This window comes from Amycolatopsis sp. NPDC024027 (genome assembly GCF_040638975.1).
Classification (GTDB): Bacteria; Actinomycetota; Actinomycetes; order Mycobacteriales; family Pseudonocardiaceae; genus Amycolatopsis.
The window spans coordinates 110,922-130,780 of record NZ_JBEZYY010000006.1 but is presented as its reverse complement, the minus strand read 5'-3'; the positions used below and the strand labels follow the sequence as shown (position 1 = coordinate 130,780).

Below are 19,859 nucleotides of genomic sequence, written 5' to 3'. Positions count from 1 at the left end.
GGAGACCCGTGTGCCCATGAGGTCTCGCCGGCTCTGTGACAGCCGGACACATCGTGCGCTTCGGCGGTGTGAGCGGTTCACATTGTCGGGAAAGGCCCCGTTTCGTAGCGTGCCTTTCACGCTCTCGTCTCGGAGGAATGCACCAGTGACCCGTTTCGGCATCATCGGCGGCGGATTGATGGGCCACGGCATCGCCGTCGCCCTCGCCCAGGCGGGCCACCGCGCCGGCGTCTTCGACAACGACCCGGCGACGCTGGCCAGCCTCGGCGAACGCGTCGGCAGCGCGGTGCGCCGCACCGCCACGGCCGGGGCTCGGGTGGCCGCGATCGGTGACCGGGTCTCCGCGGTCGATTCACTGGCCGAGCTGGCGAAGCAGGCCGACGTCGTCATCGAGGCGGTCTCGGAGCGCTTGGCCGTCAAGCACGACGTGCTCGCGTCGCTCGAGCCGCACCTGGCGCCGGACACTCCGGTGTGGACGAACACCTCGGTGCTGTCGATCAGCGAGGTCGCCCGGGCGATGCTGCATCCCCGGCGGCTGGTCGGCGTGCACTGGTGGAACCCGCCGTACCTGATCCCGCTGGTGGAGATCGCCCCCGGTGCGGAAACCGGCCCGGATTTCGCCGACCACGCGCACGGCTTGCTCACGGAGCTGGGCAAGACGACGGTCCGGCTGCACCGCGACGTCCCCGGGTTCATCGGCAACCGCCTGCAGTTCGCGCTGGTCCGGGAGGCCCTGCACCTGCTCGCCGAAGGCGTGTGCGAACCCGGCACGATCGACACCGTCGTCCGCGCCGGCGTCGGGTTGCGGTGGACCGCGGTCGGGCCGATGGAGAACGCCGACTACATCGGCCTGGACCTGACCCGGGCGATCCTCGGGAGCCTCGCCTCCACCCTGTCCACCGAAAGTCACGAGTTTCCCGTGCTCGACCGGCTGCTGGCCCAGGAGCGCACGGGCCGCGCCGGCGGGCGAGGGCTGTTCGACTGGGGCGCCGGCCGCGCCGAGGAGGTGGCCGCCCGCCTGGCGGCCGGCATCCGCCACAACCTGTCCGGCCCGGCCTGAGTGGCCGGGCCGCGCGGCGCGGGTCACACTGATCACGGTGCGCCGGTCGACGGCGGATCTGCCCGGCCGTGCCGTAGCGGTGAGGAGAGACGATGCCGGCGGAACGGCGGTCGATGCTGCAGCTGCTGATCGACGACGCGGACCTCGAGGCGTTCGACGCCGCCGTGGCCGAGGCGCGCACCCGCGGCGTGTGCCCGGAAGCACTCGCCGAGGTCGAACGGGACCGGGCGATCGCGCTGCGGCTGCGGGAAACCCTCATCCGGCACCGGCGCAACGAGGCCGAGCTGCAGCTGCTCAACGACACCGCCACCGACCTGGCCTCGCTGCGCGACCTCGACTCGATCCTGCAGGCCATCGCCGACCGCGCCCGCCGGCTGGTCGAGTGCGACCTGGCCTACATCAGCCTGAGCGACCACGGCCGGGGCGACTGCTACATCCGCGCCGCGGCCGGGAACATCTCCGGCTTGCTGGTCGGCCTGCGGCTGCCGACCGGCGCCGGGCTCGGCGGAATGGTCGCCCGGACGGGGGAGCCCTACAGCCTCGAGTCCTACACCCGGGACGCCACCATCACCCACACCGGGCCGATCGACCGGACCGTCACGGCCGAGGGGATCGAGTCGCTGCTGGGGGTCCCGGTCAAGCTCAAGCAGGAGGTCATCGGGGTCCTGCTGGCCGCTCACCGCGCCGTCCGCTCGTTCAGCAGCCGTGACATCACCGCGCTGAGCATGCTCGCCAACCACGCCGCCGTGGCGATCGAGAGCTCACGCCTGCTGACCGCCGCGCAAACCGCCGTCGAAGACCTGCGCGTCGCCAACGCCACCATCGGTTCCCACGTCGGCGACCTCGAACGCACCGCCGAGGTGCACGAACGGCTGAGCAAGCTGGTGATCCAGGGCAAGGGGGTCGAGGAGGTCGTGCACGCCACCGCGGCGGTCGTGCCGGGACACGTCCTGGTCGTCGACGAGCACGGCGCCACCGTGGCCACCGCGGGCGGGGACGGGGACGAGCCGCCACCGGGCTTGGCCGAGGCCGGCATCGAGGCGCGCCGGTCCGGCCACACCCTGGTCCGGGACCGCCTGTGCGTGGTGCCGATGATCACCGAATCCGAGCCGCTGGGCATCCTCGTCCACCTCGGCACGACGAGCATCAGCGAGACCGACCGGCGCATCCTGGAACGCGCCGCCCTGGTCGCGGCCCTGGTGCTGGTCACGCGGCGGCGGATGGCCGAAGCCGAGGCGCGGGTGCGCGGCGAACTGCTCGGGGAGCTGCTCAGCGGGAAACCCCAGGACTACGACCTGCTCCGGCATCGCGCCGCGATCCTCGGCGTCGACCTCGACGCCTGCCGGGTGCTGGTGGTGGCCCACCTGGACGGGGCGGCGCGGGAGCGGACGTATCCGGCCCTGGCCGCGCTGGCCCGCCGGTTCCGCGGCCTGGCCACCCACCACCACGACACCGTCGTCCTGCTCGCCCCCGGCGAAGACGCACGCGCGGTGGCGCACGCCGCCGCACGGGAGCTGTCGCGCGCCACCCGCAACCGCGTCACCGCCGGGTCCGCCTGCGTGTCGCACCCCACGGCCGTGGGCACGGCCCACGACGAAGCGGCGAAGTGCATGCGGGCGTTGCTCGCCCTCGGCCGCCACGGCGAGACCGCGACGGCGGGCGACCTCGGGTTCGTCGGCACGTTGTTCAACGGCCGCCCCGACGTCGCCGGCTTCGTCACGGCGACGCTCGGACCGGTCCTGGTCTACGACCGCGAGCACCACGCCGATCTGGTGCGCACCCTCGAAGTCTTCTGCCAGACCAACCAGAACGCCCGCAGCACCGCGCAACTCCTGCACCTGCACCACAACACCGTGTCCCAGCGCCTCGCGCGGGTCGGCCGCCTGCTCGGTGCCGGCTGGCGCGACGCCGACCGGCTGCTGGAGATCCAGGTCGCCTTGCGGCTGCACAGCGTCAGCGGCACATAGCCGCGGCCCTTCCAGTGTGCCGGCGGCACATCGCGGTCACGACGTCGTGCTGCCTAACCTGAGGCCCCGCATCGACGCGGAGACGATGGAGGGCCCATGAGAAAAGCTGTCCGCACCGCCGTTCTGGCGATTCCCCTGCTCGCCGCGATCGCCGCCGCACCACCGGCGCGGGCCCGGACCGAAGGCACGCGGTGCGCCGGTCTCGACGGCGTCCGGATTCCCGCCGCCACGATCGGCCCGCGCACCTCCGGCGGCCGGGTCACCGCGACCCGGCTGGTCGAGGCCACGACGACCACCGGGAGGTACTGCCTCGCCGAGGCCGCCATCAAGCCCGTCGATCCGGCGGCGCCGTCGATCAAGCTGCAGATCGCGTTGCCCGGCCGGTGGAACCACAACGCCTTGATGTTCGGCGGAGGCGGTTACGACGGCACCATCCCGAACCTCGCGGCGAACGTCCCGTTCGGACCCGACGACCAGCCCGGCCCGCTCGCCCGCGGCTACGCCACCTTCGCCGGCGATTCCGGCCACCAGGCCACGCCCGGCTTCCCGCCCAGCACGACCCTCGACGGATCGTTCGGACTCAACGACGAAGCCGTCCGCAACTTCGCCGGCGACGCCCTGAAGAAGACCCGCGACGCGGCCCGCTACCTCATCGGGCGGTACTACGACGGCGCGAGCCCCCGCCACAGCTTCTTCGCCGGCGGCTCCAGCGGGGGAAGGGAAGCCCTCGCCGTCGCCCAGCGCCGGCCCGCCGACTTCGACGGCGTCATTTCCGCCTACCCCGCCTGGAACGCGGTCAGTCTCGACCTGTTCTTCGGCTACGAAACCCGGATCCTCGCCCGGCCTGGGGCGTTTCCCGGCCCCGCGAAGCAAAGTCTGCTCCACCGCAGTGTCATCGCCGCCTGTGACGGCGGCGACGGACTCGCCGACGGCGTCGTGTCCGATCCGGACGGCTGCCACTTCGACCCGGAAACGCTGCGCTGTGCCGCGGGCGCCGACACGGGCGACACGTGCCTGTCCGACGCGCAGATCGACGCCGTCGAGAAGCTTTCCGCGCCACTGACGTGGAACTACCGCCTGCGCAGCGGAGAACGCGGCTACCCGGGCTTCCCGTTCCTTTCCGGCGCCACCATGACGACCGCGCTGCTGGGCATGGGCACCCAGGCTCCCGCATCGCCCATGCCGGCCACCGCCGGCTACGGGCCGCAGTTCTGGGACCAGTGGGTGCGCTACCTGGTCACCCGCGATCCGGCGTACGACTCCCGCACGCTCGACCCCCGCCGTCCGGGGGAGTGGACGCCGCGGATCAGCGCGCTCTCGGAGCTACAGGACGTCAACGACCCCGACCTCCTGCCCTTCGCCCGCGCCGGCGGGAAGCTGCTGATCCTGCACGGTGCGGCCGACGAGCTGGTCAGCCCCCGCGCCACCGCCCAGTACTTCGAGCGCGTCCAGCAGACGGTCGGCCGTCAGGCCACCGACCGGTTCGCCCGCTTCTACGTCGTGCCCGGCGCCAACCACGTCAACGTCGGTGCCGCCTTCGCCGCCGGCTGGGATTCGTTGTCCGCTTTGGAGAACTGGGCCGAGCGCGGGACGGCCCCGGCGAACCCGGTCGTCACCGACGTCGGCCCGGACCACGGGCACCGCACCCGGCCGCTGTGCCGGTACCCCACCTGGCCCCGGTACACCGGCGGAGATCCGGATGTCGCGGGCAGTTTCACGTGCCGGCCCTGATCAGGGCGATGGTCTTCCTGGCGACCGCCGTCCTCGCGACCATGCTCGCCGCTACGAAGCCGGAATGCGGTGGTACCCGTCCGACCAGAAGTCCTTGTCCAGACGGTAGCCGTCGATGAGGAAGCAGTCGGGATCGTCGCGGAACCCGGGTAGCTCGCGCGCGGCACGGATAACGTTACGGATTGGCTGGGCACCAGCATTCCCGCGTTGCCGGCCGATGCGCCTGTTCCCGGAGCCGGGTCGAGCACGAGCACGTCCGCCCCGCTTCTGGCGAGGTGGAAAGCAGTGCAGGTCCCGATGATCCCGCCACCCACGATGGCGACATCTGCGTGCGTCGCATCCACGAACCTTCGCCTCCCCGGTCGGGCCAGAGCGCCATTCCGCACGGTGCCCGGCCGGAAAACGGTGCCGGTCGAAGGAAATTCGTGCGGATGCGGACTCGCTGATGGCACGACTGTAGGAGCCGAAGGGTGGTTACCGGCAGGAGCCCCTGCTGTCCCAGCGGACACAGGGGCAGAGCCGGCAGAATGTCCGCGCCGGTCGGAACGACCGGCGCGGACAGCGGTGGAGTCAGCGGGTGGGAATTCCGGTGTTGCCCGAGGCGAGCAGGGCGCCGGTGTGGCTGCTGTGCTGGTCGGCCGCCGCGACGAAGGTGTACCTGGACGCGTCCCCGTTGAGGTTCGGCGTCCAGCACCGCCGCTGCCCCGGCAGCACCTTCCCGTTGCCGCCGGTGCTGTCGCAGGTCACGGTGCCGACCGGCGCGCCGTGGTCATAGCGCGTGAGGTAGGCCTGCGCGTACTGGCTCGTCGTCATGGCCTGGTTGAAGAGCACGAACGCGAAATACAGGCTGCCCTGGCGGCACAGCTGGACCTCGCCGACGATGACGTCGTTGGTGGCGATCACCGCGGCTCGCGGCGTCACGAGCGTCTGGTAGCCGGCGCTGTTCTGGCAGTCCGGGCTCGAGCGGACCTCCGCCGAAGCCGCCGGCGTGAGCCCCAGGACGGCCGCGCTCGCGATCGCGAACGCCGCGACGGTTTTCTTGAACATGTGTTCCTCCCCGTTCCGGTGTGGCCGGCGATCCGGCAGCGGCGCTGCCGACGCGACCCACATCGCCGACACGCGCGAACGGTGCGATGGGTTTAGTGAAGCGGGGGCGAGCTGGTCCCGGCCGACCACCTGCTGTCTCCGCGCCCCGGCACGGCCTACAGTGGACTTTCGGCACGAGGCGAGCCGCGGAACCAGAAGGGATCCTTCCATGACCGACCACTGGCACCGCCCGCTCCGGCACATCAAAGGCGGCGAACTCTCCGGTAACACGGCACAGACCAGCGGGATGCGACGGCTGGAAGCCGTCTCGGGCCGGACGGTGGGCTCGGAGAAGGTGTGGATGGGGGAGACCCACATCGGACCCGCCACCAACTCCGGCGACCACCACCACGGCGAGGCGGAGACCGCGATCTACGTCAAGTCGGGCCATCCGGTGTTCGTCTTCGCCGAAGGTGACGAGGAGATCCGGCTGGAGGCGGGTCCGGGCGACTACATCTTCGTGCCGCCGTACGTCCCCCACCGGGAGGAGAACCCGGGCGGCGAGGACGCGGTCGTGATCATCGCGCGCAGCAGCCAGGAGGGCATCGTGGTGAACCTGCCGAGTCTCTGGGCGCCGGTGGACAAGCCGGCGGGCTGAGCCACCCGGCGTCGACGTGGCAGCGTCATGCGACCGTCTCGTCCTGGCGCGGCCAGGGGGTGGTCGCGACGAAGTCCTCGAACGACCGCGGCGGGCGGCCCAGGGCGCGCTGGACACCGTCGGCCGGGTCGGTGCCGCGGCCGTCGCGGAGATCGACCAGTAGCCCGGTGAGCAGGTTCGCCACGTGTTCCGGGACGCCGTAACGGACTTGCCGCTCGACGAATGCCTCCGGGGCGACGTCGAGGTAGTCGATCTTCCGGCCGGTGGCCCGCGCGATGAGGGCGGTCGCTTCCGCGAAGCCGACTGCTCGCGGGCCGGTCAGCTCGTAGACCTGGCCGTGGTGCCGGTCGTCGGTCAGCGCTGCCGCGGCGACCTCGGCGATGTCCTCGGCGTCGACGAACGGGGCTCGTCCCTCGCCGGCCGGGAGGGTCAACACGCCGTCGCGGATGCCCGCGGCCCACGGGCCCTCGCTGAAGTTCTGCGCGAACCAGTTCGGGCGCAGGACGGTCCAGCCCGCGCCGCAGCCGCGGACGGCTTCCTCGGCGGCGTGCAGGGGATGGCCGGCGTCACCGGCGCGCGGGGCGGACAGCAGCACGAGCCGGCGGGCGCCCGCCGACACCGCTTCGGCCACGAACCGCGGGAGCCGGTCGCCGGCACCCAGGTTCGGTTCCACGAGGTAGACGGCCGTGACACCGGCCAACGCGGACGGCCAGGTCGCCGGGTCGGCGAGGTCGAAGCCGTGGGTACGGGAGGCGACCCGGGCGGCGGCGCCCAGCTGCCGGGCGACGCGGCGGCCGGTCTTGCCGGTGCCGCCGAGAATCAAGGTGGTCATGTCGGTAAGCCAACCCGCGAACGTCGAGACGATCCATGGGTGAAAACCCGGAATACCTTTGTCAGCGTCTACAGTGCGGAGATGGACGTCCTCAGCGACCTGCTGCAGCGGGCCCACGCCGGCCACGCGCTCGTCCGGCAGCTGATCCAGCGCCCGCCGTGGTCGCTGGCCTTCGCCGAAGCCCCACCGCTCACGCTGGTGGCCACGCTCGGCGGCCACGCGTCGCTGCGCGTCGGCGACGCCACGCCGGTGCGCCTCGCCGCCGGAGACCTGGCGCTGATCAGCGCCCCCGCGTACACGATCGCCGACGACCCGGGCACCCCGCCGCAGCTGGTGATCCGGGGGACGAAGAAGTATCCGGTCACCGGCGCGGAGCAGGTGAGAAACCCGGCGCCGCGCACCTACGGCGACAGCACGCCCGGCGCCACGACCATGCTCCGCGGTGCCTACGAGCTCCACGGCGCCGCCGCGGAACGGCTGCTCGCCCTGCTCCCGCCGCTGGCGGTGGTGCCCGCCGGGCCGCGGACCCGAGGCGCCCTGGACCTGCTCGCCGCCGAGGTGGCCTGCGACGAGCCGGGCCAGGACGCCGTGCTCCGCCGGCTGCTGGACCTGGTGCTCGTGCTGGCGCTGCGCGGCTGGTGCGCCCGGATGGAGCCGCCACCCGCTTGGTACCGGGGGCTGAGCGACCCCGGCGTCGGCGAAGCCCTGCGCTCGCTGCACACCGAGCCGGCGCACCGGTGGACGGTCGCCGAGCTGGCCGCCCGGGCCGGCCTGTCCCGCGCCGCGTTCGCCGCACGCTTCGCGCGCCTGGTCGGCGAGCCGCCGCTGACCTACCTGACCGGCTGGCGGATGACGCTGGCCGCGGACCTGTTGCGCGACACCGAAGACACCGTCGCCGCCGTGGCCCGAGCGGTCGGGTACGACGACCCGTTCGCCTTCAGCGTCGCCTTCAAACGCGTCCGTGGCACCAGCCCGTCGGACTGGCGCCGCGGCCGGGTGACTCCCATTTCGTGATCGCTCGTACCCGATTCACGCTCAGCGGCAGGAACGTGTTCGCGCTTTCGGCCCGGCCTGGTCTTGGCAGCACGAGAAGGAAACAGCCGCACCCCAGTCGTTCAACTATGCGCTGCTGGACGGGGAGGAGACCGCGATCCTCGGCTGCGTGTACATCGACCCGCCCGAGCGCACCGGTTCCGACGGTGAGGTGTCCTGGTGGGTGGTGGACCCTCGTCGGTAGCGAAGTGGAGCGTGCGCTCGATACGTCCCAAGCGGTGACTGGATCGGCGGACTAGGTGCTCGCCGCACTCGGAGTTCTCGCAGCAGAGCCTCCTGCGCTGGAGGTGCGGGTCGGGATCCGCGATTTCCCGACCTGACGAACGCAACGTGCCGCGGCCTCGGATGCGGGCCGGGTGTGGTTCAGGCGAGATCCTGGGGGTGCAGCACGATGCGCCCGTGGGTCTTGCGGCCGGCCAGGGCCCGGTAGGCGTCGCGCACGGCGGTGAGCGGGTACGTTGCGGCGATGGGGATGTGCAGGTCGCCGGTGGCGGCGAGGGCGGCCAGTTCGGCCAGGGCCGGGAGTCCGCCGGCGTCGGTCGTTCCGAGGGATTTGACGCCCTTCTCCTTTGCGCCGCGGTAGTCGACGACGGTGTCGATGCGGTCTTTCGGAACGCCGAGGTCGAGGGCGAGGTCGAGGTAGCCACCACCGACGGTGTCGATGAAGGCGTCGGCCCGGCCGGTCGCGGCGAGGATCCGGTCCTGTTCGCCGTCGCCGTACCGGACGGGCTCGATGCCGTGGTGGCGAAGCAGGTCGAAGTGCGCGTCACTGGTCAGTCCGATCACCCTCGCGCCGGCACGGAGTGCGAGCTGGGCGGCGGTGAACCCGACACCGCCCGACGCACCCGAGATCACGACGGTCTCGCCCGGCCGGGGGTCGACCGCCCGGATGGCACCGAGGCCCGCCATCGGGGTGGTGTAGAGCGAGCCCGCCACGTCCCAGGAGAGGGTGTGGGGCTTGTGCACCAACTGGTCTGCGGGGATGGCGACGAACTGGGCGTGGGCGTCCCAGCTCTGGAGCCGCCCCAGCACCGCGTCCCCGACGGCGAAGCTGAGCACGTCGGCACCGGCCGCCACGATCTCACCGGCGAGATCGCGGCCCGGCGTGTACGAACTGCCGAGCAGCGCCGGTAACGCACCGGGGTTGAGCGCACCGGCTTCGACCCGCACGACCACTTCGCCCGGGCCGGCCACGGGCTCGGGGACGTCGGCGAGGTAGATCCCGTCGATGCCCGAAAAACGGTCGTACCGTACTGCTTTCATCGTGTCTCCTGGGTTTGCGCGTGAGTTCGAGCCGGCCGGATCGCGGGAGAGGGCGCTCAGGTGCGGCGCAGGAGTGGCAAGAGGATGTCGTCGACGAGATGCGCAACGAAGGCGGCGTCGCACGGCTCGCCCACGACGACGAGGCGATGCACGATCACCGCGGGTGCGACTTCGGCGAACAGCGCTCCCGCCCCGGGTGCCAGAGGCTCGGCCCCAAGTCTGTCGATCATCGCGGTCTGGTCTCGCCGCAGGATTTGCCGCATCTCCCGGGCGAGCCGCGCGTCGGTGCGCATGCCGGTGAACAAGGCCCCGAGCAGCCCCACGTCCTGTTCGGAAATGCTCCGCGCGAGCCATGTCGCCAGGGAATGCACGTTCTCCCGAAGGCTCTCGCCTGCCGGCTGCGGGGGCTTCGCGGGTGCACGGCGCTCGACCGCCGCGGTGACCAGCGCCGCCTTGTCGCGGTACCGCCGGTAGATCGTCGTCTTCGCGGCCCCGGAGCGCCCGGCCACCGCCTCGATCGAGAGCTGCTCGTACCCCACCTCGGTCAGCAGGGACAGTGTCGCGTCGAGAATGGCCAGGTCGCGGGCGTGATCCCGCGGCCGTCCCGTCGCCGAGGGCTGAGTCGTGTCGCTGGACGCCAAAGTGCTCACCCGATTTCGATACGCTACGGTCGCGTATCGAAAGTACCTCAGTGGGTTTCCGCGCCGCAACCTGCGGCTCCGGCATCGGCCCGAGGTCGGATGATGGGGCTCTGGCGGCTCCCGGTGCGAGACTGGGCGACGACTTGACGACGCGAAGGAGCTCGCCTTGGCCTCTGATGCCCTTGACCGACCGGTCCCGACGTCCAGCGAGCCGGTCCTTGCGTTGCTGGACAAGGCCATCGGCTTGCAGGCACCGCTGGTGCGCAAGAACATCGCCCGAGCCCGTCAGCGCAACCCGGAGGCGACACCGGCGGAGGTCGTGCGCACCTTGGAGCGGATGTACGTCAGTGCCCTGGCGGGCACCGGGGCCGCGGTCGGTGCCACCGCGGCCGCGCCCGCCGTCGGCACCGGGGTCGCGCTGGCGTTGTCGGCGGGGGAGGCGTTCTCTTCGCTCGAACTGAGCGCCCTGTTCGTGCTTTCGGTCGCCGAGGTCCACGGTGTTCGGCTGGACGAGATCGAACGCCGGCGGACGCTGGTCATGGGGATCCTGCTGGGCCAGTCGGGTTCCAACGCGATCGTCGGCAAGGTCGCCGAGCGCACCGGTCAGCACTGGGCCCGCCAGCTCGTCAGCAGGGTGCCCGCGGCGACGTTGCGTCAGATCAACAGCGTCCTGGGCAAGAACTTCATCACCAAGTACGGCGCCAAGCAGGGCATCATCGTGCTCGGCCGGGTGGCTCCGTTCGGCATCGGCGCGGTGATCGGCGGTGGCGCGAACGCCACCCTCGCCGGGCTCGCGGTCCGAGCCGCCCGACGCGCGTTCGGCCCCGCGCCACAGTCATGGCACGAGGCGCAGTCGGATCCCCTGTCTCCCGACTCCCAGCTCGCGGATGGTTGAGCGCGCCTGTCCGCGGCCCGCATTGCGGTATGTGAGTGCGCTCGCGTGTCGGCTGGCGGAATCGTCGACTCGGTGCGCGCTCCGCAGACGAGAATCTCGGCTGCCGACCTGTAAACCAGTGCCGATTGGCGCCCGGGGAATGCCCCTTGGGGCAAAAATGCGTACCCGTCCGCACGTTCGATCGGGCGGCCTCGCAGTTCTGCGACACTTTACCATCTCGGGGATGGGCACAGTTCGTCAGCAGGAAGCGGCGGCTCATGAGCCGGAACCGCGAGATCGTGCCACCGCAAGGTTTGCTGGTCCGCCGGGTCTGTTCGCCTTGCAGCGCAGCGCCGGCAACGCTGCGGTGGCGGCCATGGTGCAGCGTTGCGGTCCGCGCCCTTGCGATTGTTCCGGTGAAGAAAAGCAGGAGTACATGGCGGGGACCGCTGTGCAACGTGCTTCCCTTCCGGGGTTGGTGCTCCGGCAGGTGGCAGTGCCCGCCGGTGGAGGCGCCAACGGCCGCGACCCGTGCCTGGACCTGTTGCAGGCCATCATCGACTTGCTCGACGAGGTCGCGAAGCGCTTCCGGGATGCCCAGGATGACCCGCACGAGTTGTTCAAGTTCCACCGTCACCGCGACGAGGCGCATCCTGATCACGGCTCTTGGGACGGCCATCGCGACAAGTTCCACGAGAAGAGGGATGAGCTCCGCCGCAAACTTGCCGAATGGGACGCGAACGACGACTGTGGGAAGCTTCGTCTGTCCGAGCAGCAGCAGGAAGACCTGACCGAGGCCAGGGACTTCGGCGGGAAGGATTACCCGGCCAAACCGGCTCGCACCTTGCGCGAGGCCGAAGAGTCGGAGCAGGAGTCCATTTGGGACAAGCTGCGCCGGCCCCTGCCGGGGTGGGTGGTCAACACCCTGATCGCACTCGGGGCGTTCGCGCTGGCGGTCGTTCTCGTGGTCGCCTTCGCCACCGGAGCAGGAGAGGTTGCCCTGGCCGTAGCCGGTGTCGGGCTGGTACTGGGATTGGCCATCAAGGCCGCCATGCGCGCGGCCGGAGTCCGTGACACGTCGGAAGAAGCCTGAGCTCGCCATCTGGTGGATCCGGTATCGAAAGCACTTCATGTCGACTATATGTCGCCGCGTGAACAGGCACTGCGGGCCAGGGAGCTGCCACGATGGATTCCACGACGTCCGCATTGCTGGGGGCCGCCATCGGCTCCGCCGCGGCGCTCGTCAGTGCGTCCCTGGCTTCCTTCGTGGCCTTGCACAACGAGCGCAAGCGTCGTGAGGAGGCCGCGCGGGCGTCTGCTGTGCAATCCCTGCGCACAGCTGCGGCGGCCGCCTTCACGGAGTTCTACAACTTCTCCCACGCCATCAGCTGGATAACGTGGTACGCGAAACACGACCCGGTCTCGGTCGACGCGCAGATGGCCGGCTCGTACGAACAGGAGAATCACGCGGTCATCCCGAAGCTGCAAGGGGCATTGGCGGTGGTGGCCAGTCTCAGCTTGACCGTGTACGAGGAACTTCAGCCTCTCGTCCACCGCCTCTTCGTGCTCGACAAGCACGTGTCGACAGCCGTGGTGAGACTCCGAGACGACCGGGCCGGCGCGATCGCCTCATTGGGAACGCTTCTCGACGACGTCAACGAACTACAGGACAGCCTGCCTGCTGAGCTGAACCGAGTCATGAAGGTTGCCCTGTCGGACATCTGAGAACCGGCCGGCCTCAGCGGTCATCGAGTTCTCGCCAGTATGCGAGCCGGTCGAGGGCGGCGGTTGCGCCGGCAGGGTTGCCGGATGCGGTCAGCCAATAGGCGAGGTTGTCGAGCGTGCGCAGAGTTTTGGGGTGGTCGGGGCCCAAGGAGCGGAGCCTCTCGTCGAGGAGTCGTTCGAACTCGGCCGCCGCAGCTGCGGGATTACCGATTTCTCCCCGCCAGTAGGCCAGATTGTTTCGAGTGGTCGAGGTATCGGGGTGGTCGCGTCCCAGGACGCGGAGCTGGATGTCAAGGAGGCGTTCGTACTCCTCGGCCGCACCGGCGGGGTCGCCGGTGCGGGTCCTCCAGTAAGCCAGGCTGTCGCGGGTTTGCAGGGTGTCGGGGTGCTCAGGACCCAGCACCCGGATCCGGTCGTCGAGGACCCGTTGAAACTCCGTAGCCGCGCCGGCGGGATCACCTGCTTCACCTTGCCAACGGCCAAGGCTGTGGCGGACGGTCAAGGTGGTGGGGTGGAAGTGCCCGAGCTGCTGTTCGGCGATTGAGCGCAGCTGCGTGAAGTACGTGCGGGCCTCGGTCACCAATCCGGCGTCGCCGAGGCTCCGGCCGGCGCGGAACAGGATGGGGTGCGCGCCTGGAGTGCGTCGGCAGCGGCGTGGGTGACACGCTTGAGGCCGGCCTTGGGCATCGCCTCGCGAGTGGCGCGCTGCACGAGTGCGTGCACTCGTACGGCCCGAGCTGCCGAATCCGGGCTGCGGGTGATCAGGGTGAGCCGGTGCAGGCATCCGAGAACATCGGAGGCTTCCTCCGTGTCGATTTCCCGCGCGGTGATCGCCGTGAGCAGACCGGTGACGGCGCTGGTGGCGAAAACGTCGGTGGGGATGCCGTTGGCGTCGAGCACGCTGGCAACGTCGAGTATCGGTCGGGCCAGCCCGGTGGGTTCAAGCTGGTTCGCGTGCTCGATGGACAGGGACCACGTCGTGGCGATGGTGGCCCGTTGCTGGTCGGGGAGTCCGCCGGTTTCGGGGAACAGCGTGGCCAGCCGACGGCGACAGTCGTTCCACCGTGCAAGGTAGGCGGTGCATGACAGGTCGCGGTCGATCATGTAAGCAACGGCTTGTGCCAAGGCCAGGGGCAAAAACCCCAGGCTGGACGCAAGCTCGGTGATGTTGTCGCGCAGGAGCGGTTGATCGGCGAGCGCGTCGCGGAGGTAGCTGTGCGCCTCTTCGTAGGTGAACACACCGATGTCGATCTGGCGACGGCCGGGTCCTCGCAATGCGGCATCGCGGCGGCGGGTGGTCACGATGACCCGCCCGGTTTCCACAGCCGGTGGCCACAAGCCGTCGAGGTCGTGCGGTTGTCGAAGGTCGTCGAGCACGATCAGCCAGCGCGCCTCGGTGGTGGCCAGCCAGGAGAGCAGGCGGCGCGCACCGCGGTCGGCATCGGGATCGGTGTGACCGTCCAGCTCGGTCGCCAGTTCGGCGTATGCGGAAACAATCGCGTCTCGTGACCCCGGCCGTCACCCAGACCAGCAGGTCGAGCATGCCTGCTGCCCAGGCCTGCTCCGCGTAGGCAAGGGCGATTTGAGTTTTGCCGACGCCGCCGAGCCCGGAGATCACTCCCGTGCGAACCGCGGTGTCGCCGTGTTCGAGAATGTGGGCGAATTCGTCGATGGCTCCACGGGGCTGGAGCGCCGTAGCGTGTTGGGGCATCGACACGGTCCGGTACGGCAGAGTCACGACCGGTCGGGGAGGGCTGCGCAGGTGGACGCCGCCGTAGACGGTGCCGATCTGCGTGAGGCGCCCGGCGACGTCGCCGGAAGCCAGGTTCGTCGCGCGAACGGGTTGGTCGGGACCGTGGCCCATCCGCCGAGTATCCCGCATCAATCGCTCGGTGCCGGCCCGGCGCTCTGCGGCATGAGCGGATGGGGGCAGATCGCCGTCTGGCACCGCCGCCCCGATTACGATTCGGGCAGAGGAGTAAGGCTGAGGGCCGCGAGTGCGCGAACTTCGCCGCACGTATACCCGACCAGCGGCATGACCCGATGTTCGCGACTTTAGCCACCGGCTGCGGGTGGCTGGAAAGTTCGACGGTGGTTCGCTGGGCGCCGTTACTGTGGGCGGCGTGGAGCGCCGTGTCGACCTGAGCAGTCTTGACCTGGACCGGGCGGCCGTGATCGTCGCCGGCCGGCGCGTCGGCTGGCGTGAGCTGAGGCTCGTGGCTGATGAGCTCACTTGGATGGACAACGACGTCTCCTGGGCAGCGCCGCTGCTGCGGGATCGCGGCCAGGCGCGTCGGCCGATGTCGTTGGGTGTGCGGGTGCACGGGGATGCGGGGGAGGCGGAGTTCGTGCTGTACGTCGGCGGCTGGGTGGACGTTGCCGTCATCCGCCCAAGCATCGACGAGCCGGCCGCCAAGTACGTCGAACTGGACGACGTCGAGGAGTTCGGGCTCGTGATCGACCGCGTCATCGAGCTCCTTATTTGAACCGGTCAGGCGCAACAGGCGGTCTTCGAACGCGGCAAAGGTTTGCAGGCGGGTTCTACTCGGTATGAGCGAGCACCGTGGCTAGTCTTCGGCGGATGGGCGCACGTCCCTGTGCGACCGGCACAGCCTCGGGAGTCGACTGTGGCCGGCGGCACGTTGCCTGCATACATCTCCCATAGTGTGTAGCCATGGTGTCGAAGGCATGGGCCGTCCAGGTCGTTGAGCGGCATCTGGCCGGGTGGCCGGCACGGGGCCAACCGAAGATGGTGATCACGGCCATCAGTCCACACCGGCTTGGCTGGGTGATCAGCAGTCAAAGCGATCGCTACGTGCGCACACGCGAATTCATCGACATGGTGGTGGGCCACGGGCCCTTCCTGGTCGATGGGGTGGACGGCAGCCTGCACACGGTGCATGCGACCGTTGATTTCGAGACCGGTGAGTGGATCGAGGACTACCTCGAGCAGGTTCGCGGACATGAACGCGGTGACCCGCTACGGCCTCGGATCACAGAGCTGCTCGATTCCGGTCAGCGCCTCGACGCGCTCCGGCTTGTGCGGGCGTCCGCGCCCGACCTCGGAGTGCAAGGGGCCAAGGAGTACCTCGAGGCTGCCGCAGCCGGCTCGCCGGTTCCCGAGCACCTACGCGCTCGCTTGCCGCCACCGCGGGTCGGGCGTCGGGTGTGGTGGCGTCTGTCGGGCCCGAACCCGGAGCCATGACCGCTGGCTTCTGCCTTGCGTACGGGTCGCATCGACTTGGGCGGGTGCACATCCAACAGACCGGCCACGCTCAGCGGCGCGACTGCGGCGTGCCTACGCGATCAACGGCAGAGGCGGATATGCAGTTGCCGAACGCCACCGCCGCTTGGATCCTCTGCGGATGAGTTGCTCTTCGGTCGACATCCGGTACGGCACGACAGACGACGCGGAGGCTGTATGCGATCTCGCGGGTCAGCTGGCACAGTCGTTTCCGTTCTCGAAAGCCCGGTTCCACGACAACTACGCAGCAGTGCTGTCGACCGATGACGCCTGCCTCCTGGTCGCTGTCAACAGCAATGGCGTCCTCGGCTATCTGCTGGGATTCAATCACCGTACGTTCTACGCGAATGGTCCGGTGGCCTGGGTTGAGGAGATCCTTGTATGCGCACAGGCGCGGGGCCGCGGCGTCGGCCGTGCTCTGATGCGGGAGTTGGAGCGTTGGGCGACACAGCGGAATTGCGCCCTTTCCGCCCTGGCTACCCGACGCGCGGCGCCGTTCTACCTGGCTTTGGGGTATGAGGAATCAGCGACCTATTTTCGCAAGGTGCTGCCGACGCGAGAACTGCCCTGACCGTTCGGCTTCGACCAACGGCTTCTGGTCGGCGGGCACGCGTTCGAGCCGGAGCGGGACCGATGCCGACCAGGCTCGCCGCGCCTCCTGCGCAGCAACCAACCCATCCCGGAAACGCGACTCGATCGCTTCTGCCGATGCGCGCTCATCGGCAATAGCGGACGTTTGACAGCCGTACTTTCGATACGGGCCCCGGAACCAGCTCGGCGCGGTCGGGTCTGCAGGTTCAGCGGGCTGAACTCGTCGACGCAGAGCCCCCCGGCCCGACCTGGACCCGTTGGGGCGCGCACCGAGCCGGGCTTGGCGTGTATCGGCTCAGCCGGAGACCGCTGTTGACGCCGGACAGGCCCGTGGGCGGTCGCGGCGCGGGAGCGGAACGGCCCGATCGGCATCGCCGCCACGCCCGAGGTGGACCTCGCCGGCCTGACCGCCCGCGACGACGGCGTCGCCGGCGCACCAGCCCCGACCGCCACTGCGCCCGACGCCGCGGCGGCAACGGCGGTAACGAACCCGGCCCCCGGCGCCGGCAACCTGACCTGCGTAGACGGGCTCGAGCGAGCCAGTACCGACGGCACGTTCGACTGCATCGTCAATGCCGCGGCCCCGCTACGAGGAAACCCAGCAAGCTGTCGCCAGGGCGGACCACATCGCCAAGCGGCTGGGACCGACCGGACCCGGGACGAATTACCCGTTCACGGCTACAGGCACCGGTCACCCGGCAGACCTGGCTGGACGTCAACATCTGGATCGGCACCAGCGGCGCCTGCGACGTCTCCAGGTGCCAGGCCCGCCCTTGTCCCGGATGTCCGCGACGCGATCGGTTGTTTGGCGACGTCACCCATTTCAGATCAGCCGCGCCAGCTGCGCCCGAATGGCAGGCCCCTCCGCGTGGCCGAGTTGCTCGAGGATCACCAAGGCTTGACGCAGCGCTGCTTGCTCTGCTTGGTCGTTGCCGGTGGTGCGGTGGACAGCGGCGATGTGGCGCAGTGTGGTCGCCTGCGTGTAGAAGTTGCGGTTCTGCTCCCGGATGCGCAGGGCTTCGAGGTAGCAGGTCAATGCCTGTTCCGGATCACCGGCCCCCAGGTATGCGCTGCCCAGGCAGCCCAGCGTATGGGCCAAGCCGTCCGGGTCTGTGTCGAGGCTGCGGAACAGGTCGAGGGCTTGCCGGCTGTAGTCCAGGGCCTCGGCATGGCGTCCCGCTTCGATCAGGCACCAACCGATGTTGTTCAGTGCTTTGGCTTCCCAGACGTCGGCGCCGCTTGCGCGGGCGAGCGTCAGCGCACGTGTGGTGCGGTCAAGAGCGCGCGAGGTGTCGCCGGCGCAAACGTCAAGGTAGCCAAGCGCGTAGTTCGTGTGCGCCTGACCGGTGATGTCATCTCTGAAGAGCTCGAGCGCGCGGCTGAGGTGGTCCCGGGCTTCGTCGAGTTCGTCCCGACGGCAGAGCGCGCGGGCGAGCAGACGGTGGGCGTACGCCTGACTGTTGGTGTCGGCGACTTGTTGCGCCGCGGCGAGTCCGGCGCGCTGGGTGCTGACGAAGTCGCGCCAGTGCCCGTGTCGGTCGAGATGAGTGACGAGTGAGCGAGCCAACCGCCAGGTGTGGCTGCTGGGCCATGCCCGATCTTCGATCAGGGCGACGAGAACGGCGTGTTCGGCGGCGAACCATGCGGCGGCTTGTTCGGCATCGGTGAAGGTTTCGGGGCATGTCCCGAGCTGTGGTGGCTCGAGCGTGAGAGGCTCCCAGGGCGACCCTAGGTGACCGTCGGCGGCGACGCAGGTGTGCAGGTAGTGGTCCAGCATTCGGAGTATGGCCGCGTCCCGGTTTGCCGGTGGGTGCTCGCGGGCGCGGTCCCGTGCGTACAGCCGGGTCAGATCGTGGAAGCCGTACCGGTCGCCGGGACGATTTTCGAGGAGGTGGACGTGGGTAAGCTCGTCGAGCAGCCGGCCCGCCTTGCGTGCCGCGATCGAGGTTGCGGCGGCCGCGCTGAAGTCGGCGCCAGGATGCAGGCTGAGCAGCCGGAACAGTCCCGCTGCGGCGGGGCTGAGCGCTTGATAGGACCACGAGAAGACGGTGCTGATGTTCACGTCGGCCCCGCCGGAGTCCATGGTGTCGAGGCGAGCTTCGCGTAGTCGTTGGGCGAGCACGTGCAGCCGCAGTTCTGGCCGGTCGGCGAGCCGGGCGCCCAAGATGGTCAGCGCGAGGGGCATTCGTGCGCACAACTCGACCAGTTTCTTTGCTGCGCAAGGTTCCATGGCCACTCGATCGGTTCCGGCGAAAGCGCCCAACAACGCTGCGCACTCGTCGGCCTGCAAGCTGTCCATTCTGATCGGGCGTGCGCCGGCTTGCACCATGAGGCCGGTCAGCCGCTGCCTGCTGGTGACGATGACATAGCAGGCCCCGCTGCCTGGGAGGAGGTGCCGCACTTGATCGCTGTCTCGGGCGTTGTCGAGGACGATCAGCATGCGGCGTCCGGCCAGCATGCTGCGGTACAGAGCGGCCTGAGCCTCCAGATCGAGAAAGGGCGTGTCGTGCGGCGCGCCCAAGGCGTGGAGAAAGCCCCACAGCGCCTCGCCGGGCTGCATTGCCGCCGCGGGTGCGAAGCCGCGTAGGTTGACGTAGAGCTGGCCGTCCGGGAACCGGTCGATGTTCTGCCGGGCCCAGTGGATCGCCAGGGCCGACTTGCCGATTCCCGCCATGCCCTCGACCGTCGAAATCGCCACCGGCTCCGGGCTCGCCTCGGCCTGCTCGAGATGTTTGGTCAGGGCGGCCAGTTGTCTCTGCCGACCCGTGAAATGCCGCACCGTGCCGGGCAAATGCCGAGGCACGGTTCGAGGCGACGTGGTGTGCAGATGGACGTCGCCGTGGATTTCGGCGGTTTGCAGAACGTGGCCGGTCGTTGTCCCGGTGACGATGTTGTGCGGCTCGTCTCGGCTCACAGCCGACAACGGTATCCCAAGAGAGTGCCGCGGGAGCTGATGTCAGCGAAGGGATGCGCGCAACTGAAAGGCCACCATTCTCCTGATTCGAATATCGCGGGAAAATTACTGACGGGATGGGTGTGCAGAACCCCGACGGCGTGCACCAGGTGAAGAAGAGGTGCAGGTCCCACTCCGAATGCGTCCGCGAGACACCCGAGTAGTGTCCGAGGTGCGCCCCAGTTGCCAGTCGCAACACCGTGTCGTCCAGGCCTGAGAGCTCCCTGACCAGCTGCGCTCA

Annotated in this window: 18 protein-coding genes and 1 pseudogene; 11 read left to right on the top strand and 8 right to left on the bottom strand. The window is 69.7% G+C overall.

Features of this window, described 5'->3' with window-relative positions; translation table 11 throughout:
* Nucleotides 1-145 precede the first annotated feature (145 nt).
* From AB0F52_RS17175 to AB0F52_RS17165, 3 genes are all read left to right on the top strand, one after another.
* The gene (locus AB0F52_RS17175; protein WP_360171188.1) at nucleotides 146-1,060 is read left to right on the top strand and encodes a 3-hydroxyacyl-CoA dehydrogenase family protein; all 915 of its coding nucleotides are present in this window, start codon (nucleotides 146-148) and stop codon (nucleotides 1,058-1,060) included.
* A gap of 92 nt (nucleotides 1,061-1,152) precedes the next feature.
* Nucleotides 1,153-3,027, top strand: coding sequence for a GAF domain-containing protein (locus AB0F52_RS17170; protein WP_360171185.1), 1,875 nt, complete (start codon nucleotides 1,153-1,155; stop codon nucleotides 3,025-3,027).
* Between the two features lie 96 nt (nucleotides 3,028-3,123).
* On the top strand, nucleotides 3,124-4,758 hold the full coding sequence (locus tag AB0F52_RS17165) for a tannase/feruloyl esterase family alpha/beta hydrolase (protein ID WP_360171182.1): 1,635 nt from the start codon (nucleotides 3,124-3,126) through the stop codon (nucleotides 4,756-4,758).
* 194 nt (nucleotides 4,759-4,952) lie between these two features.
* On the opposite strand, the pseudogene AB0F52_RS17160 reads toward AB0F52_RS17165, so the two are convergent.
* Together AB0F52_RS17160 and AB0F52_RS17155 are read right to left on the bottom strand one after the other, a co-directional pair.
* Nucleotides 4,953-5,072, bottom strand: a pseudogene (locus AB0F52_RS17160) (FAD-dependent oxidoreductase); the annotation flags it as partial.
* Between the two features lie 256 nt (nucleotides 5,073-5,328).
* Entirely contained in the window at nucleotides 5,329-5,805 is a 477-nt protein-coding gene (locus tag AB0F52_RS17155) for a hypothetical protein (RefSeq protein ID WP_360171179.1), read from the bottom strand.
* Between the two features lie 208 nt (nucleotides 5,806-6,013).
* On the opposite strand from AB0F52_RS17155, the gene AB0F52_RS17150 reads away from it, so the two are divergent.
* Entirely contained in the window at nucleotides 6,014-6,442 is a 429-nt protein-coding gene (locus tag AB0F52_RS17150; RefSeq protein ID WP_360171176.1) for a cupin domain-containing protein, read from the top strand.
* A 25-nt stretch (nucleotides 6,443-6,467) separates the two neighbouring features.
* Here the strand turns inward: AB0F52_RS17150 and AB0F52_RS17145 are convergent, their stop codons facing one another.
* Nucleotides 6,468-7,274 (bottom strand): NAD(P)H-binding protein, encoded by an 807-nt coding sequence (locus tag AB0F52_RS17145; protein WP_360171173.1) that lies wholly within the window; start codon nucleotides 7,272-7,274, stop codon nucleotides 6,468-6,470.
* An 81-nt stretch (nucleotides 7,275-7,355) separates the two neighbouring features.
* On the opposite strand from AB0F52_RS17145, the gene AB0F52_RS17140 reads away from it, so the two are divergent.
* Entirely contained in the window at nucleotides 7,356-8,288 is a 933-nt protein-coding gene (locus AB0F52_RS17140) for an AraC family transcriptional regulator (RefSeq protein WP_360171170.1), read from the top strand.
* Nucleotides 8,289-8,690: 402 nt separating this feature from the next.
* Here the strand turns inward: AB0F52_RS17140 and AB0F52_RS17135 are convergent, their stop codons facing one another.
* A complete protein-coding gene (locus AB0F52_RS17135) occupies nucleotides 8,691-9,590 on the bottom strand; it encodes an NADP-dependent oxidoreductase (RefSeq protein ID WP_360171167.1) in 900 nt (299 codons plus the stop codon).
* Between the two features lie 56 nt (nucleotides 9,591-9,646).
* Entirely contained in the window at nucleotides 9,647-10,240 is a 594-nt protein-coding gene (locus tag AB0F52_RS17130) for a TetR/AcrR family transcriptional regulator (RefSeq protein ID WP_360171164.1), read from the bottom strand.
* A gap of 157 nt (nucleotides 10,241-10,397) precedes the next feature.
* Between AB0F52_RS17130 and AB0F52_RS17125 the strand changes: the two genes are divergently transcribed.
* The 3 genes from AB0F52_RS17125 (at nucleotide 10,398) to AB0F52_RS17115 (ending at nucleotide 12,830) form a co-directional block, all read left to right on the top strand.
* Complete coding sequence (locus AB0F52_RS17125) at nucleotides 10,398-11,126, top strand: hypothetical protein (protein ID WP_360171161.1); 729 nt, start codon at nucleotides 10,398-10,400, stop codon at nucleotides 11,124-11,126.
* Between the two features lie 223 nt (nucleotides 11,127-11,349).
* Nucleotides 11,350-12,198: a hypothetical protein gene (locus AB0F52_RS17120; protein WP_360171158.1), complete on the top strand. Its 849-nt coding sequence runs from the start codon at nucleotides 11,350-11,352 to the stop codon at nucleotides 12,196-12,198.
* A gap of 92 nt (nucleotides 12,199-12,290) precedes the next feature.
* The gene (locus tag AB0F52_RS17115; protein WP_360171155.1) at nucleotides 12,291-12,830 is read left to right on the top strand and encodes a hypothetical protein; all 540 of its coding nucleotides are present in this window, start codon (nucleotides 12,291-12,293) and stop codon (nucleotides 12,828-12,830) included.
* A 13-nt stretch (nucleotides 12,831-12,843) separates the two neighbouring features.
* Here the strand turns inward: AB0F52_RS17115 and AB0F52_RS17110 are convergent, their stop codons facing one another.
* Together AB0F52_RS17110 and AB0F52_RS17105 are read right to left on the bottom strand one after the other, a co-directional pair.
* The gene (locus AB0F52_RS17110; RefSeq protein ID WP_360171152.1) at nucleotides 12,844-13,410 is read right to left on the bottom strand and encodes a tetratricopeptide repeat protein; all 567 of its coding nucleotides are present in this window, start codon (nucleotides 13,408-13,410) and stop codon (nucleotides 12,844-12,846) included.
* Nucleotides 13,407-14,306, bottom strand: coding sequence for a hypothetical protein (locus tag AB0F52_RS17105; protein ID WP_360172016.1), 900 nt, complete (start codon nucleotides 14,304-14,306; stop codon nucleotides 13,407-13,409). Before AB0F52_RS17105 ends, AB0F52_RS17110 begins: the two co-directional genes overlap by 4 nt.
* Before the next feature lie 647 nt (nucleotides 14,307-14,953).
* Here AB0F52_RS17105 and AB0F52_RS17100 point away from each other — a divergent pair.
* The 3 genes from AB0F52_RS17100 (at nucleotide 14,954) to AB0F52_RS17090 (ending at nucleotide 16,645) form a co-directional block, all read left to right on the top strand.
* Nucleotides 14,954-15,316, top strand: coding sequence for a hypothetical protein (locus AB0F52_RS17100; protein WP_360171149.1), 363 nt, complete (start codon nucleotides 14,954-14,956; stop codon nucleotides 15,314-15,316).
* A gap of 188 nt (nucleotides 15,317-15,504) precedes the next feature.
* A complete protein-coding gene (locus AB0F52_RS17095) occupies nucleotides 15,505-16,035 on the top strand; it encodes a YrhB domain-containing protein (protein ID WP_360171146.1) in 531 nt (176 codons plus the stop codon).
* A 160-nt stretch (nucleotides 16,036-16,195) separates the two neighbouring features.
* Entirely contained in the window at nucleotides 16,196-16,645 is a 450-nt protein-coding gene (locus AB0F52_RS17090; RefSeq protein ID WP_360171143.1) for a GNAT family N-acetyltransferase, read from the top strand.
* Between the two features lie 843 nt (nucleotides 16,646-17,488).
* Here the strand turns inward: AB0F52_RS17090 and AB0F52_RS17085 are convergent.
* Nucleotides 17,489-19,579, bottom strand: coding sequence for a tetratricopeptide repeat protein (locus AB0F52_RS17085; RefSeq protein WP_360171140.1), 2,091 nt, complete (start codon nucleotides 19,577-19,579; stop codon nucleotides 17,489-17,491).
* Nucleotides 19,580-19,859 lie beyond the last annotated feature (280 nt).